This window comes from Pseudomonas sp. MWU15-20650 (genome assembly GCF_023242475.1).
Lineage (GTDB): Bacteria > Pseudomonadota > Gammaproteobacteria > Pseudomonadales > Pseudomonadaceae > Aquipseudomonas.
In genome coordinates this window covers 1-15,658 of sequence record NZ_JALJFG010000034.1, presented here as the reverse complement: position 1 = coordinate 15,658, position 15,658 = coordinate 1, and the positions used below count along the sequence as shown (strand labels likewise).

At 62.2% G+C, this 15,658-nt stretch carries 13 protein-coding genes; 2 read left to right on the top strand and 11 right to left on the bottom strand.

The window, feature by feature from the left end:
* Positions 1 to 74: 74 nt before the first annotated feature.
* The 8 genes from M5B43_RS21645 to M5B43_RS21610 all read right to left on the bottom strand — a co-directional run bounded on the left by M5B43_RS21645 (position 75) and on the right by M5B43_RS21610 (position 8,065).
* Positions 75 to 707, bottom strand: coding sequence for an NADH:ubiquinone oxidoreductase subunit N (locus tag M5B43_RS21645; protein WP_248751988.1), 633 nt, complete (start codon positions 705 to 707; stop codon positions 75 to 77).
* A gap of 80 nt (positions 708 to 787) precedes the next feature.
* Positions 788 to 2,236: a TolC family protein gene (locus tag M5B43_RS21640; RefSeq protein ID WP_248751987.1), complete on the bottom strand. Its 1,449-nt coding sequence runs from the start codon at positions 2,234 to 2,236 to the stop codon at positions 788 to 790.
* On the bottom strand, positions 2,233 to 3,141 hold the full coding sequence (locus M5B43_RS21635) for an efflux RND transporter periplasmic adaptor subunit (protein WP_248751986.1): 909 nt from the start codon (positions 3,139 to 3,141) through the stop codon (positions 2,233 to 2,235). The genes M5B43_RS21640 and M5B43_RS21635 overlap by 4 nt, the downstream gene beginning before the upstream one ends.
* The gene (locus M5B43_RS21630; RefSeq protein ID WP_012721577.1) at positions 3,138 to 3,347 is read right to left on the bottom strand and encodes a DUF1656 domain-containing protein; all 210 of its coding nucleotides are present in this window, start codon (positions 3,345 to 3,347) and stop codon (positions 3,138 to 3,140) included. The genes M5B43_RS21635 and M5B43_RS21630 overlap by 4 nt, the downstream gene beginning before the upstream one ends.
* The gene (locus M5B43_RS21625; RefSeq protein WP_248751985.1) at positions 3,344 to 5,422 is read right to left on the bottom strand and encodes an FUSC family protein; all 2,079 of its coding nucleotides are present in this window, start codon (positions 5,420 to 5,422) and stop codon (positions 3,344 to 3,346) included. The genes M5B43_RS21630 and M5B43_RS21625 overlap by 4 nt, the downstream gene beginning before the upstream one ends.
* The gene (locus M5B43_RS21620; RefSeq protein ID WP_248751984.1) at positions 5,419 to 5,838 is read right to left on the bottom strand and encodes a MarR family transcriptional regulator; all 420 of its coding nucleotides are present in this window, start codon (positions 5,836 to 5,838) and stop codon (positions 5,419 to 5,421) included. Before M5B43_RS21620 ends, M5B43_RS21625 begins: the two co-directional genes overlap by 4 nt.
* A 327-nt stretch (positions 5,839 to 6,165) precedes the next feature.
* Positions 6,166 to 6,420 carry a DUF2789 domain-containing protein gene (locus M5B43_RS21615; RefSeq protein WP_248751983.1) on the bottom strand — a complete coding sequence of 85 codons (255 nt, stop codon included), beginning with the start codon at positions 6,418 to 6,420 and terminating at the stop codon, positions 6,166 to 6,168.
* A 34-nt stretch (positions 6,421 to 6,454) separates the two neighbouring features.
* Complete coding sequence (locus M5B43_RS21610; RefSeq protein WP_248751982.1) at positions 6,455 to 8,065, bottom strand: glycosyltransferase family 39 protein; 1,611 nt, start codon at positions 8,063 to 8,065, stop codon at positions 6,455 to 6,457.
* A gap of 193 nt (positions 8,066 to 8,258) precedes the next feature.
* Here M5B43_RS21610 and M5B43_RS21605 point away from each other — a divergent pair, with 193 nt between their 5' ends.
* Both M5B43_RS21605 and M5B43_RS21600 read left to right on the top strand, forming a co-directional pair.
* Positions 8,259 to 10,424 carry an outer membrane assembly lipoprotein YfiO gene (locus M5B43_RS21605; RefSeq protein ID WP_248751981.1) on the top strand — a complete coding sequence of 722 codons (2,166 nt, stop codon included), beginning with the start codon at positions 8,259 to 8,261 and terminating at the stop codon, positions 10,422 to 10,424.
* Positions 10,421 to 11,125 carry a DUF3142 domain-containing protein gene (locus M5B43_RS21600; RefSeq protein ID WP_248751980.1) on the top strand — a complete coding sequence of 235 codons (705 nt, stop codon included), beginning with the start codon at positions 10,421 to 10,423 and terminating at the stop codon, positions 11,123 to 11,125. Before M5B43_RS21605 ends, M5B43_RS21600 begins: the two co-directional genes overlap by 4 nt.
* An 89-nt stretch (positions 11,126 to 11,214) precedes the next feature.
* On the opposite strand, the gene M5B43_RS21595 is transcribed toward M5B43_RS21600, so the two are convergent.
* Genes M5B43_RS21595 through M5B43_RS21585 form a run of 3 tightly spaced genes read right to left on the bottom strand, consistent with a single transcriptional unit; the run spans position 11,215 to position 15,299 of the window.
* Positions 11,215 to 12,693 carry an efflux transporter outer membrane subunit gene (locus M5B43_RS21595; RefSeq protein ID WP_248751979.1) on the bottom strand — a complete coding sequence of 493 codons (1,479 nt, stop codon included), beginning with the start codon at positions 12,691 to 12,693 and terminating at the stop codon, positions 11,215 to 11,217.
* The gene (locus M5B43_RS21590) at positions 12,690 to 13,748 is read right to left on the bottom strand and encodes an HlyD family secretion protein (RefSeq protein WP_248751978.1); all 1,059 of its coding nucleotides are present in this window, start codon (positions 13,746 to 13,748) and stop codon (positions 12,690 to 12,692) included. Before M5B43_RS21590 ends, M5B43_RS21595 begins: the two co-directional genes overlap by 4 nt.
* 15 nt (positions 13,749 to 13,763) lie before the next feature.
* A complete protein-coding gene (locus M5B43_RS21585) occupies positions 13,764 to 15,299 on the bottom strand; it encodes an MFS transporter (protein ID WP_248751977.1) in 1,536 nt (511 codons plus the stop codon).
* Positions 15,300 to 15,658 lie beyond the last annotated feature (359 nt).

Below are 15,658 nucleotides of genomic sequence, written 5' to 3'. Positions count from 1 at the left end.
CGAAAACGGGGGAAGATTAGCACTGGCGGCCGGAAGCGGCCCAGCTTTTCAGAGGGGTCAGGTCAGCAGATGGTTCACGAGTACTCCAATTCGATTTCATCGAGTTGGTGATCAAAACTCTTCAAGCGCGCCGTCCAGGTGTACACCAACACCTCAAACTCGCGGTGTATCACGGCATTGCTCGGGGTGTCGGCCTTGGGGTCACAGAAGTCCAGTTGGTAGCGCTCGCGCGCCATCTGCGTGGCCACATCGGACAATTCCCGCGCGTTATTGAGCCAATGCCTGCCGTCTGCGACCTGCTGGTCGAGCAGCACGCATTGTTTTTTCAGGGCTTCGAGGCTCTTCTCCAGTGGCGTGCCGGTGAGTTCACCCATGACTTCCTGAAAAGTACGCCCAGGTTGCCAGTAGCTGCCCCAGAAATAACGGTCGAACACGGTTTCGACGCGGCGCAGGGCAACTTTGGTGTCCCAGATCGCCACACGGGTCTTGCCTTGTTCGAGCAGTTTTCGCTTCACTCGTTGGTTTTGATAAGACGCCCACGCCACCACGCCGATGGACAAGGTGCCGATCACCAGGCAGGCGCTGTCGAGAAACACCATGGCCTTGTCGATCTGATGGGCGAGCATGACGCCGTAGAAGTAGGCAGCCGATAACAATACCAGTGCGAAGAACACACACCAGAAAGCGGGAGCATAAGGGTTTTTCATTATTGGAATCCCCATGAGCAAACGCGAGCCGTGACAGGCGGGCCTCAAGGTGGCCCACCTGTCAAAGCATAGCTTTGTGCTCAGGGTTTGCCGGATTGTGACGCTTGCGTTCGTCCGCTTTCCCAGCCGCCGCCCAGCGCCAGGAACAGATCGATCTGGCTCATGGCCACCTGGGTGTTGGCCGCCGCCAGTTGCGCCCGCACATCCGTGTAAGTGCGCGTGGCTTGCAAGTCAGCCAGGAACGACGCACGGCCGGCCTGGAAGAAGCGATGGGTCTGCCCCGCCGCTTCCTTGGCCGAGTCACCCGCTTCGGCCAACGCGTCGCGACGTTGCAGTTGCGCGGTGTATTGCGCCAGGCTGGTCTGGGTTTCGCGGACGGCGTTGAGGACGACGCCGTCGAAGTGCGCCAGGGCGCCCTGGGTGGCGGCTTCGGCTTCGTGGATACGCGCCCGTGCGCCGTTGGTCGGCACCGACCAACTGATCAGCGGGCCAAAGCCCCACCGGTTGGTCGCCGGCGTGCCCAAGTCATCCAGCAGGCCGACCGTACCCACGGTGGCGCCAATGCTGATGTCCGGGTACAGCGCACCGGTGGCCACGCCAATACGCGCGGTCGCGGCGGCCAGTTGGCGTTCGGCTTGGCGCACGTCTGGGCGGCGCTTGAGCAGCGCGGCGCCGTCGCCCACCGGCAGCAACTGAGCGATGTGTGGCAGCTCGGCGCAGGTGCCAGTGCCGGCCGGCAGTTGGTCAACGGGTTTGGCCAACAGCATCGACAGGCGGAACAAGCCCGCTTGGCGCGCCGCTGCGTAGCGCGGCATGTCGGCGCGCAGGGATTTGTATTGGGTTTGCGAGCGGGTGACCTGGGTTTCGTCGCCACGCCCGGCGTCACGCAGGCGCTGGGTCAGCTTTGTGCTCTGGCCTTGCAGGTCCAGGGACTCGTTGGCAATCGCCAACTCTTCGTTGGCCGCACACACCTGGGTGTACGAACGCACCACATCCGCCACCAAGGTGATACGCGCAATGTCGGCGGCAGCCTGGGCCGCGTCGGCGCTGGCCTGGGCACTTTCAATGCCGCGCTGCAAGGTGCCGAACAAATCGAACTGGTACGAGGTACTGATACCGACGCTGCCGATATTCCCGACCGGCACCTTTTCCGGCAGCAAAAATGCTTCACCGGACTCCTGCAAGCGCTGGGCTTCGGCTTTGACACCCGCACTCCAACCGCCCGCGGACTCTGCCTGTTGGGTTTGATAGCGTGCGCGTTGCAGGTTGGCCGCCGCCACACGCAGGTCGGTATTGGACGCCATGGCCTGGCGCACCAATTCATCCAATCGTGGGTCTTTGTAGAGCTTCCACCAGTCAGCCGGCACCGGCGCTGACACCACGTTGCTGCCCTCACCCGCGATCCGGCCTTGCAGGTCGCCGCGGTTGATCGCGGACTTTTCCGGCAGTGTGTAATCCGGGCCCACCATCTGGCAGGCCGACAGCAGCAAGCCCAAGCCAGCCGTAGCCAGCAACGCCGCCGGTTTCATGGCTGTTCTCCCTGCCGCGCTTTTTCTTTGGCGGCGGTCTTGTCATCGATGATTGACACCGTGGCCGTGCGACCGGCGATCATGCGGAAGTCCGGCGGCACATCATCAAAGGCAATGCGCACCGGAATCCGCTGGGCCAGGCGCACCCAGCTGAATGCCGGATTGACGTTGGGCAACAGGTTGGAGCCGCTGGTACGGTCGCGGTCTTCGATACCGGCGACGATGCTCTGCACATGGCCGCGTAAGCGGGCGTTGTCGCCAATCACACGAATATCGACGCCCATGCCGACGTGGATACCGTCGAGCTTGGTCTCTTCAAAATAGCCGTCAATATGGAAGGAGTTGCTGTCCACCACCGACAGCACCGGGCGCCCGGCGGTGACAAATTCCTGGGTACGCGGTGCGCGGTCGTTGACGTAGCCGTCCACAGGGCTGCGGATGACCGAGCGGTCCAGATTGAGCTGGGCAGCGTCCACGGTCACCTGGGCTTCGGCCAGGGCCGATTGGGCGCGGGCTACGCGGGATTGGCTTTCTTCCAGTTGTTCGCTGGGCACCAAGTTGCCCAGGCCACGGTTACGCTTGTTCTCGCGCTGGGCTTGGGCCAGGGTTTCCTGGCGATCGGCCACGGCGGCCTGGGCTTGGCGCAGGGCCAGCTTGAAGCGGTCCTGGTCCACGGCAAACAGCACCTGGCCCTTGGTCACCAGCTGGTTGTCGCGCACCTCCACTTGCTGGATCAGCCCGGACACGTCCGGGGCGATCTGCACGATGTCGGCACGAATGTGCCCGTCGCGGGTCCAGGGCGCAAACATGTAGTACATGACCATGCGCCACACAACGACGACCGCAAAGCTCACGATCAACAAGGTCAGGACTACACGGCCGATGGTCAAAAAAGGTTTTTTCATGTCATCAGGTATCGACTGAGTGAGTCCACTGCGCCCAGCAACAGCGCGTAGAGCCCCACATTGAACAATGCCCGGTGCCAGACCAGGCGATAGAAGTGGACGCGGGTCAACAGCCCGTGCACCACCAGGAACAACACATACGTAATGCCCATCAGCACCAGTAGCGTGGGCAGGAACACCCCGCTGATATCCAGATCACCGATCATAAAGGCGCTCCATCAGGTAGCGGCGCTTCCATTTCAGTGCCGCCAATAAATTCCACGCCAGGCAGCAATGACAAGCGCAGGCCTGCCAATGCGTGCAGCAGATGCAGGCGGGTGTCGTCTTCGTTTTGCAGACCTTGCCCGTTGAGGGCGCGGCGTGTGCGGTCGAGGGTCATCAGCAGACCGCTCGGCGCAGGCAAGCGTTCACCCGCCTTGAGGCAGGCCTTGAAGTAACCGCCGACGCCTTCGACCACTTGGTTGAGCAGTACCCGCGGCACGCCGTAGATGCGTGGCGAGTAGGCCAGCAGGTCGAGCAGATTCAGCGCCACGCGCAAATCGCGCAGGGCGCTGCCGGTGTCCTGGCCGATGAGGCCCAGGCGCGGCAGGTGCTGCATCAGGCGGTCGAGCATCTGCGCAGCCATGTGCCGGTGCTCGGCCAGGGTCGCAGGCTCCGTGAGGCTGACGATGTCGCGCCAGCTGAAACGGGTCAGGCGCTTGGCCGCGAGTTCTGCGCCGAAGGGCCGGGCGATCAACGTCCACACAAAGGCGAACAGCAAGCCCACCGGGCCGGCCAGGTTGACGTTGGCGAAATTCAGAAAGTCCGCGTCGTAGGCGCCCTGGATGCTGATGAACGACGAAGTGTTGACCAGCGTCAGCAGCATGCCCAGATAGAAGCGTGGCTGCACGGTAAGGGTGCCGATGCAGATAAACGGCACCGCGAAGGCCAGCACCAGCATGGGGAAATCGTGCAGGTTGGGCAGCACCAGAAACAGATACAGGCTGGCAAACAGTACCGACATCGCGGTCCAGAAAAAGAACCGATAGATCTGCGGCGCCGGGTCATCCATCGAGGCGAAAAAGCTGCAGGCGACGGCGGCCAGGATCACCGCACTGCCGCCGTCGGTCCAACCCAGCAGGATCCACAGCACCGAGGCGACGATGATCGCGGTGACGGTGGAAAACGCCGAGTAGAACATCAGCCCACGGTCAAGGAATGGCGTCAGGCGCCCCAGGCGCCAGTGGCGGTACACGGCGCGCCAAGTGTCTTGGCTTTCGCATTGGATGGCGGCTTGCAGGCTGCGGCAGTCTTGCCACAGATCGACCCATTCCGCCAGACGGTACAGCGCGTTGGAGAACAGCAGCGTGTGGCGGTCGTCCAGCGCTTCGCCTTGAGGTTGCAGGGCGTCGATCTGGTCGCGCAGCGAGCGCCACCGTTCAAGGGGCGCGTCTTCAGTCGTGCTCTCCAGCCAGGCGTTGGCCTGCGCCAGCAACGGCGTGAGCCGATCAAGAAACTCCGGTGCGCGGTGTTCGATGGCGTACACCGCGTCATCCAAGGCATCGATCACGGGCAACAGGTGAATCATGCGCCCGCGCAGTTCCTTGGTATTGCGCACTGTCTGCGGCCGCGCGCCTTCGTGGGGCAGTTGGCCGATCATCAATTCGAGGGTGTTGAAGGTGGCGACCATGCCGCCGCGCAGGTTACTGACTTCTTCAGGCGCTACAGAACGGGTGAGGAAGCGCTGGCTGTAGACCTGGGCATCGGCAAACCACTTGGCCACCGAACCGTCAAACACGGGCATCAGCCGCCGTGGCCAGAACATCGCGCCCACCACCGCCGCTACCGCGATGCCGAGGAAAATCTCCTCGGTGCGCGCCTCGGCCACATCCCAGACCGCGAGCGGGTTATCCACCACTGGCAAGGCAATCAGCGGCAAGGTGTAACCGGCCAGCATCAGCGCATAGTTATTGGCCGTGCGCAGGTGCATGGACAGGAACAGCAGAATGCCCGTCCACAAGGCGATCACCACCACCAGCACATACGGCGACTGTACAAACATCGGCACAAAAAACACCGCGGCCGCCGCGCCCATGAATGTGCCGATGGCACGGTACAGGGCCTTGGAGCTGGTCGGGCCGACAAACGGGCTGGAGACGATATACACGGTGGCCATCGCCCAATACGGACGTGGCATTTGCATGAGCATGGCGATGTACAACGCGATCATCGATGCCGCAAACGTACGCACCCCATAGAACCAGTCGCGGGCTGGCGGGAAACCGGTAAAAAATCCGTTCAAGACGTAGCAACCCCGGCCGCTTCAAACGCCCTCAGTACACGCAGGGCGGCTTCAAGATCGCTGTGGGCAACATCCGCCAGCACTTCCTGGCGCAGGCGCACCAGTTGCCCTTCCACCGCTTGCACCAGCTCACGCCCGCGCTCGGTGAGGCTCAACGCCTTGGCGCGGCGGTCGTGGATGTCTTCGGTACGGCACACGTAGCCGCCGCTGCACAGCTGGTCGAGCAAGCGCACCAGCGACGGGCTTTCCATCCCCGATGCCTGGGCCACTTTGACCTGATGCACACCGTCGCCCAAGCGACCGATCATCAACAATGGCACGGCACAGGCTTCGGAAATACCGTAACTCATCAGCGTGGTCTGGCAGATTTTGCGCCAATGACGGGCGCCCACCACCATGCTGCTGCTGAGGTTCATATGGAGTTGTTCGAGGGTTTGGGACACTGGATCGTTCGCATACAGTTAGTTTGCTAACTATCAATATGGTGGAAGGATTGGACGTCGTCAAGTTTTGAAACAAATTTGTGGATGGGTGGCGGGAAGCGTGAAGGGGGTGAGGTAAGTAAAGCGGGTTTTCAGCAGCAGGAGGGTGATTTATGCAGCGTCGATGTAACTGTGGCGAGGGAGCAAACTCCCTCACAGTTACCGGTTGCGCCAAAAGAAGAGGGTCAAGCACTGAATCAGCAACAGGCGTGGGCGCGATGGCTTTCGACTCCGATCATTTTCTCAAGTTTTTGCTTTTTTCTAAGGCTGTTGCACACCTCGCCCAGTACGCAACAACACATTCAACTCGTCCACCACCTCGGCCCAATCCGCATCCTCCAAAATCTCCTCGAGCAAAAACGCCTTTTGGCTTGGCGTCCAAAAGAACGCATCCGCGAGTTTCAAATCCGGCTTGAGCGGTGAATGCACGGCGACAAACCGGTCAATGCTGACCGGGTCGTCCGCTAAACCCAGTTGTTTGAACAGTGACGGCAGGGTGTGCACCGGCGATTCCATGGCGAGCTCCAGATGAGAGACGGTTTAACTGAGTCTAGCGGCAACCTTCGGGTTGCGGCGCTGGTACGTGGCACAGCACGAACAAGCGTACCCTGGCGCCGCCGCCATCCTGGCGACTCAGCTCACGCCAGCCTTCAGGCAGCGGAGCAAAGTCATCCGGGGCTTCGTTGCTGCTGATCAACCACACACGACGGGTATCGGCCGGCAATGCCGACAGGCGGTCGAGGTAAATGCGCCCGCCGTCCTGGTCCACCAGTGTGCCGAAGCCATAGGCATTCGGCCGGGTCGATGTACCGTCGGGCTTGGGCGGTGTGTAGAGCTGCAACTGGGCATCGGTCTGGTCGTAATACACGTAGGGCAGGTACCACAACATGTCGCTGAGAACGATGCGATCGTCTTCTTGGTAGTTGCGGTTGACGAACTCCACCGGCGCGTTGAATTGATCCTGCTCATCGACGGTGAAGTTGTTCTTCAGCCCCATCAGTTCCACACCCACAACCAGCACCAACAGTGCCGCACCGAGCAGTGACAGGCGCGCAGGCAGGCGGTCGATGGCCAAGGCCACGAGGATCGGCAAGCCCAATGCGTACACCGTGAGGTAGCGCTCGATAAACACCGGGGAAATAAACGACACCCCGTACACCAGCAGCAGCGGCAGCAGGAAAAACAACGCCAAAAGGCTGGCCGGCCGGTAGCGCTCACGGTCTCGCCAGGCCGTCACCGCAACAATCGCGATCAGCATTGACGGGAACAACCAGAACAGCGGCGGCCAAAAGCCAACACCCTCGTCCTGGAGCAGAAACGTCCAGATCATCGACGGTACCGAGGACGCGTTGACCGGATCTTCCCAGCCAATGTCCCCGCCGACCTTGAGTTCATCAACGTGCTGCACCAGGTCCAGCAGGTTGGGCAGCCAGGGCAGGTACAACAACACGATCATACAATTGGCCGCCCACCACGCCGGGCGCCCGATTAAACGCCGGCCTGACAGCCCGGAGCCACCCAACAGCCCCAGGTAGACCCAATGCACCAACACGCAGAGCGCGGTGAAATAGTGGGTGTAGAAGCCGGCGGTCATCAGCAGTACATAGGCCACCAAGTAGCGCATGCGCTCGGGTTGCCGTACCCAATACACCAACGCCAGCGTGGCACCCAACAGCCAGACGCCCAGCAGTGAATACATGCGCACTTCCTGGCTGTAGCGCACGGCGGTGGGAAGCAACGCCAGCAGGATTCCCGCCAGCACAGCCGCCCGACGAGTCGACAGCTGCTGCGTCAGCCAGATACCCAGGCCGACGGCAACTACGCCAGGGATCGCACTCATACCGCGCAGGGATAAAATCCCATCGCCAAACAACCCAATCCAGCCGCGCAGCAGGAAAAAATACAACGGCGGGTGCACATCATGGGCCGCGTGAAACCACAGATCGCCTGCAGCGTATTCGCTGAGCAGCAGGCTCGAGGCTTCGTCCCCCCAGATGGCGGAGGCCGTCAGGCCGTAAAAGCGCATCCCCGCAGCCAGCACCAGGATCGGCACCCACCATAACCGAGTCATCCAGGTAGCACCTTGCCAAGCCTGCGAGAGGCGATTGAACGTGGGTAATGACCCAACTTTGTCGTCTTGCTCTACCACAACCCGTCGCACCTCGATTCCCCTGCCACTGCCCATTTCCTAGGCAAAACCTGCACCTATGCAAACAACCGCCACTCTAGGACAAAAGGCCTCGATTCGCTGCTGGAATCGGACAAATCTTTGATTTGTGTAGGTCTTCACCGAAGCGCTTATCAGATCACGCTATTATTGCCCCCTTCAAAGGACTAAGGATCAAGGATACGTCATGCGCATCGGTTTTCTGTCTCCCCTGGTAATAGCGTTGCTCGCCGGCCTTTCGCTCCAAGCCCAGGCCAGTGGCGATGACTCGTGTTACCCCGACTGGCGGGTATCACGCGATAGCCTTGAAGGATGCAGCAACCTGCCCTTCTTGAGCCCCGGCAACGATAGCCGGGTCAACCTGCGGCTGTTGCTGGCAGACAAGCAGGTGGCGGCCCTGACGCCGAACGCACTGGGTGAAACGGACCTGGAACAAGGTTTCGGCCCGGTGCCATTCCCGGTGTATCGCCTCACCCCGGCAACCGATGCCAGCGTCGAAAAAACCGACGCAGCCCCCACCCCGAGCACACTCGCTCAACTGCTTGCGCCTCTGGGTATCCCGCGTGAAAACGACAAAGCCGCCGGTGACGCGTTTCTGACCGGCGAAGGCAGTCGCTGCCGTAGCAATGACGACAGCAGCGCCACGGCGTTTATCGGCCAGGTCATCAAAGCCGATCTGCCTGAAGCGGAACGCCGTCTCCTGGTCACAGGCCGCCTGCACCTGCTCGGCGCGTGCACCTGGGAAGGCGCAAGCCTGGGTGACCCGGATCAGATCCAGTCGGCCTCAGGTCGCGAACTGCGCACCTACCTTCAAGCAGCCGGCGACTTCTACAGCGGTCGTTTTGGCGACGCACAACGTGGTTTTGTCGCCGCCACCGCCGGCAGCCTGCCGTGGGTCAAGGAAACGGCGCTCTATATGATCGCCCGTACCGAATTGAACCAGGCCCAGGAAAACGCCTTCGACGAATACGGCATGCCGCAATTGCAGCGTGTGGATAAGTCGGTACTGGCCGATGCCGATACGAGCTTCAACCTGTACCTGAGCACTTACCCACAGGGTGAATACGCGGTCTCCGCCCAGGGTTTGTTGCGTCGGGTGCATTGGCTGGCGGGCGATACCGACAAACTGGCGAACGACCTTGCTGCACAATTGACCCAATTCAACGCCGAGCACAGCAACGTGTCGTTGGATGACCTGGTGCAGGAAACCGACAACAAACTACTGAGCGCCATCAACACCCCCGGGGCCAACCCATTCACCCTGGCGCTCAATGACTTGATGTGGATGCGCGCCGGCAACCCGCCCAAGCTGACCCGCGAAGCATTGGCCGAGCAAAAGCCGGTGTTTGCCCAGGAACCGGCGTTGTACGACTACGTGCAAGCGGCGTTTGCCCTGTACGTCGAGCACCAACCCGATACCACCTTGAAACTGCTGCCCCAAGACGTGCCTGCACGCCTGGATTACCTCGCGTTCAGCCAGCAGACCCTGCGCGGCCTGGCCCTGGAGTCCAAGGGTGACTGGAAAAGCGCCGAAGCGCTGTGGCTGAAACTGATGCCCCTGGCCAAGCAACCCTTGCAGCGCGACCAATTGGAACTGGCCCTGGCCATGAACTACGAGCGCAGCGGGCAAGTGGCCAAGGTGTTCGCGGCCGACTCGCCGATCAGCGCCAAGCAGGTGCGCTACATCTTGCTGCGTAACGTTGCAGGCCAAGCGCTGCTGCGTCAGCAGATCACCCAAGCCAGCGACCCGACCGAACGCGACACGGCCCAGTTTGTGCTGCTCTATAAGGACTTGATGCGCGGCCAATACGCCACTTTCGCCGAGGACTTCAAGCAACTGCCGGCGTCGGTGCCCGAGGGCAAACTCAGCCCGAGCCTGGGTTATGTCTACGCTGACGGTCGGTCGCTGCAGATGTTCCAGTGGAACGGCGACAAAGCCGAGTCCGGCTACGCCTGCCCGAGCGTTGCGCAAATCGCCAGCACCCTGCAGGCCGACCCGAAGAACCCCAAGGGCCTGAACTGCCTGGGCGAATTCATCCTGCGTAACAATCTGGATGGCATGCCGCTGGACCAGGCGCGCTCCGCCGGTAGCCTGGGCAGCACCGACTCGCTGTTCAAAGGCGAAACCTTCTCGCGGCTCGACGGTTACCGGCAGGTCATCGCCAACCCCAAGGCTGCCCACAACGACAAGGCTTACGCCCTGTTTCGCGCAATCAACTGCTATGCCCGGGCCGGCTATAACAACTGCGGTGGCGTCGATGTGGACAAGTCCGTGCGCAAAGGCTGGTTCCGCCAGTTGAAAACCGGGTTTGCCGACACCGAGTGGGCCGAGTCGCTGAAGTACTACTGGTGAAGCACGTGTGGCTAGGCTTGCTGTTGCTGGCAAGCCCGGCCTTCGGCGCCGTTGACGCCCGCGACTACGACGCCTTCTGGCTGTGGAGCGGCGTCACGCCCCAGCCGGTGCTCAAGCAGGCGAAAACCCTGTACATCCTCCAAGGCCAGATCAACTCCACCCGCCGCGCGCCCCAGCGCGGCGTGCAGTTCATCGCCCAAGGCATCAGCGTACCGCGCATTACCCAAGGGGACGTCTGGGTGGTCTACCGCGCCCACACCTTGCACTGGCCGGAGCGGGTCTACACCCAACTGCTCGGCCAGGTGCAACGCTGGCGTGACGCGGGCAACCCGGTGGTCGGCATCCAGATCGATTTCGACGCCCGCACCCAATACCTGCACGAATACGCGGGTTTTCTGCGCGACCTGCGCCAACGCCTGCCTGCCGACCTGCGCCTGAGCATCACCGGCCTGATGGACTGGAGCAGCAACGCCGACCCAGCCGCCATCGCCCAGCTAAAGGGTGTGGTGGATGAAGTGGTGGTACAGACGTATCAAGGGCGCCACAGCATCCCGGATTACGCGGCGTACCTGCCACGCATGAATCGCTTGGGAGTGCCGTTCAAGGTGGGGTTGATTCAGGGGGGCGCGTGGCAAGCGCCAGGGTATTTGAAGGGCAGTGAGTGGTTTCGGGGGTATGTGGTGTTCTTGCAGAATCCGTGACCGAACACCCCCTTACGAACAGCACATTTCCCCTGTGGGAGGGGGCTTGCTCCCGATAACGGTGTGTCAGACATCAGCATATGAACTGATCAACCGCAATCGGAAGCAACCCCCCTGCCACATTTGGATTGGGCAGTTTGCACGGGATACACCGACTCCCACCCGCCTCCCAACGCCTTGTACAACCCAACCATCGCCAACGACACGCCGGTAGAGCTTTCCACCCACTGCTCCTGGGTCGCCAGCAGCGCGCTTTGCACAGTGAGTACGTTGACGAAATCCACCACGCCTTCGACGTACTGATGTTGCGCCGTGATGAGGGCAATCTGGTTCTGGCGTACGGCCTCGGCGAGGCTGTCGCGGCGCAGTTGGCTGGCGTTGTAGCGGGTCAGTTGATCATCGATTTCATGCCAGGCGCGCAGCACTGTTTGCTGGTACGCAAGGGCCGCTTCCTGTTGCTGGGCTTCACGCAAATTCAACATGCCCTGCAGGCGCCCGCCGTTGAACAGTGGCAGGCTGAACTGTGGGCCGAAGGCGAAGGCGCGTGAGCCCCAAGTGCCGAAATCCGACAACTGCATGGCTTGGGATCCGAGGCTCCCGGACAAGGTGATCCGCGGGTAGAAGTCGCCCTTGGCCACGCCGATATTGGCGGTGGCCGCGTGCAAGCGCGCTTCTGCCTGGCGAATGTCGGGACGGCGTTCGGCGAGTTCCGACGGCAGGCCGATAGCGACCTGGCGTTGGGTTTGCGGCACAGCAGCGTCCTTGGAGAGCTGCGCGTGCAGGGCCTGGGGCGGCTCGCCCATCAACAGGCTCAAGGCGTTGATCAACTGGTCCTGGCGCTGTTGCAACGCCGGTAGGCGCGCTTCGATGGTGGCCACCTGAGCGGCAGCCTCGGCGACGTCCAGGTCTGTCGCAACACCGTCGGCCAGACGCAGTTGCGAGAGCTTGAGGCTGTGGCGCGCAACATCGAGGTTTTGCTCGGTGACGGCGCGGGTGTTTTGCACGCCGCGCAGTTGGATGTAGTCCTGGGCGGTCTCGGCCAGCACCGACAACAGCACGGCCCGGCGGTCGTTTTCCGCGACTTGCAGGGTGGCGTCGGCGGCTTCGGTCTCGCGCTTGACCCGGCCCCAGAAGTCCAGCTCCCAAGCGGCCGAGAAGCCCATGTCCCACTGGCTGTAGGCCGAACGGCCGTTCTCGCCAGAGGGGTCGTTCAAGCCTTTGCCGCTGTTGCGTTTGCGCTGGTAAGCACCCGTGGCTTCGACGTCGGGGTAACGCTCGGCGGTGGTCACCTGGCGCACGGCACGGCTTTGTTGCAAGCGGCTGCTGGCCAGTTTCAGGTCGAGGTTATCGGTGAGGGCTCGGCGAGTGAGGGCCGAAAGCTGCGCGTCGTGAAACACATCCCACCAGCGTTCCTGCAACGGGTCGGTGACCGCGCGGCTGACGGCCTGGCGCCCCTGAGGCTCGCTCCATTGCGTGACGCTTGGGCCTTGGGGCCGCTGGAAGTCCGGGCCGACGCTGCAGGCGCTCAGGCTGATGAGGCTCAAGGTGAACCAAACGGCGTGTCTCATTGCTGCGCGACCTCACGCTGTGGTGCAACGGCCTGAGTGTCGACGCTGGCTTCTACTGACATACCGACACGCAGGCGCTCGGTCAGTGGCTGGTTCGGCTCCAGGACGATCTTGACCGGAATACGCTGCACCACCTTGGTGAAGTTGCCGGTGGCGTTATCCGGTTTGACCGAAGCGAACGTCACCCCGGTAGCCGGCGCGAGGCTTTCCAGGTGGCCGTTGAGCGGTTCACCGTCGAGGCTGTCGACGCGCACCTGCACGGCTTGACCGGCGTGCATATGGAACAGTTGCGTCTCCTGGAAGTTGGCGACCACATAGGCTTCATTCAGCGGCACCACCGCGAGAATCTTGCTGCCCGGCGTCACATAGGCGCCGACCCTCACGGCGCGCTCGCCCACCATGCCATCCACCGGCGCGACAATGCGCGTGTAGGACAGCTGGTAACTGGCCATTTCCAACGCCGCCTGGGCGCGCTTCAGCCCACCTTCAGCGGCGTCCCGCTGGGCCGTGAGGATTTCCACCTGCTTGCGTTCAGCCGCCAGCACGGCGGTAGCGTTAGCCAGGCGCGCGGTAGCCTGGTCGATGCGGGTCTTGGCTTGCTGGGCGTTCTGCACCGTGCCCGCGCCCACGCCGGCCAGGTGGTTGTAGCGGTTCAATTCGTGCTCGGCGAAAGCCACCTCGGCGCGATCCGCCGCGACGGTGGCCTGGGCCTGGGCGATCACCGAGCTTTGGCGCTCCAGGGTTGCGGTGGCGTTTTTCAGCTGGGCCTGGGCGACCAAAGTGTCCGCATCGGCAGCCTGGGCGGCGGCGCGCAAATCACGGTCGTCGATCAGCGCCAACAGTTGGCCGGCTTTGACGCGCTGGTTGTCTTCTACCAACACTTCCTTGATGAAGCCGGCCACGCGCGGCGCGACCAGGGTGAAGTCAGCAGCGACGAAGGCGTCGTTGGTGCTCTGGTGCTTACTGCCCAGTACGCCCGGCGCGACCAGGTAAACCAATACGCCGACGGCAAACACAGCAATAACGGAGACGGCAATTTTGTCTTTGCGTTTCATGGAGAGTCCTTGTGGCTAGGTCGGAGCGCGCGGCGGATAGATCCGCGTGGGCATCCAGAAAATCAGCAGGATCAACGCCGCCGCGACACCGGCCATGACGAAATAGAGATCCGAAGAGGTCAGCACCACCGCCTGCTCATGCACGCGATGGGCGAGGCCCGGTGCATCACCGTCGACCAGCGGCGAATTGCCCAGGCGATCCACCAACATCGTCGAGTGAACGTGCAGGCGCTGGGTCGTCAGCGTATCCAGCACGGCGGTGGCGACCACCGCGGCCAGGCCCTTGACGGTGTTGAACCAGGCCGAGGCGAATGGCCCTTCTACCGGCTGGATACTGCCGGTGGAGAGCATCAGCAGCGGCAGCACCGCCATGGGTTGGCCAAAAATCTGCAGCAGATAGAGGCCGTAGAAGTCGTCGCGAATCCACGCTGAGGTCAACTGCGCACTGCCGATACAGCACAGGACCAGCATGCTCAAACCGATCCCCAGCACCCAGCGACAATCAACCCAGCGCAAGTTGCACAACGCGGCCACCAGCGGCAGCGCGACCAACTGCGGCAGCGCCATCAGCAACATCACCGGCGCCGTTTGCAACGGCCGATAACCCTGGACCTGGGCGAGGAAACTCGACGGGATGATGATCACCGAGGTCAGCACCATCAGCACACCGGCGAGTACGATCAGGGCAAATGCCAGGTTGCGCAGGCCCAGCATCTGCAACTTGAAGAACGGCATGGGGTGCGACCATTCATTGAGCATGAACAACACCAGCAACAGCGTGCCGCCACACAGCATAAAGGTGATCAAGCCCGACTCGAACCAGTCCAGGCGATTGCCCTGCAACAGGCCGATCACCAGCATGCAGATCGCCGGGAAGCCCAACAGCAGGCCGCGCCAGTTGAATTGCTTGAAGCGCTCCAGGCGCAGCGGGTCTTGCGGTATTCCATAGGCCACCGCCGCCATCGCCAACAGGCACGGCCCGACGATCTGCCAGAACGCCCATTGCCAGCCGACATACTCGGTCCACAGCGCCGCCAACGGTGTGCCCAGGCTCGGGCCGAAGGTGGCGGTCAGGGCATACCCGGCCAAGCCATACAGCTTGACGCTGGCCGGCAAGAAACGCAGCGCAACGGTCATCAACATCGGCGGCAATGCGCCACCGGCCAAGCCTTGCACCGTGCGCAGCACCAGCAGGCTTTCGTAGTTCGGCGCAAATGGGCACAGGATGCCCAACACGGTGAACAGGCTGATGGCACAGAGGGTGAAACGGCGCAGGGAAAACGTTACCGAGCACCAGGGCGCAAACGCCATGGCCGCCACGGAGGTGGCCGTGTACGCCGCGACCAGCCAGGTGCCTTCGTCAAAGCCGATGTACAGCGCGCCGCGAATATCGGCAAGGGCGACCTTGGTGACCATTTCGTTGAGACCGGACACCAGCACCGCCAACAACACCCCCACCAGGCCGATGATGATACGCGGGCCGAACACGGGCGGGCTCAGGGCAGTCGGTTTGGCTGCGGCCTGGAGAGCGGGGGCAGCGAGGGATGTCATGAACGGGTAACTCGGGATTAGAAATACCCGAGCAGTTTACTCAGCCTGATACATGACAAAAAAGTTACTTACCGGAAGCTTATAAGTGCGTCAAACGCAATCCATCCAACACCGCCAGGCTTAAATGTGGGAGGGGGCTTTTCCCAATGCCAGTCAGTTAAGAAGGAACACTATCACTGTGGCGAGCGGGCTTGTCCCACGTCGGGCTGCGTAGCGGCCCCAAAAGCTGTCTCTGCGGGGTATCGGGTACACCGCATTCGTCCCTCTTTGGGGGCGCTACGCGCCCCAACGCGGGACAAGCCCGCTCGCCACAGGTTGCCGGTTGCTCGTTCTAGCGCTTAACTGACTGGCATTGGGGC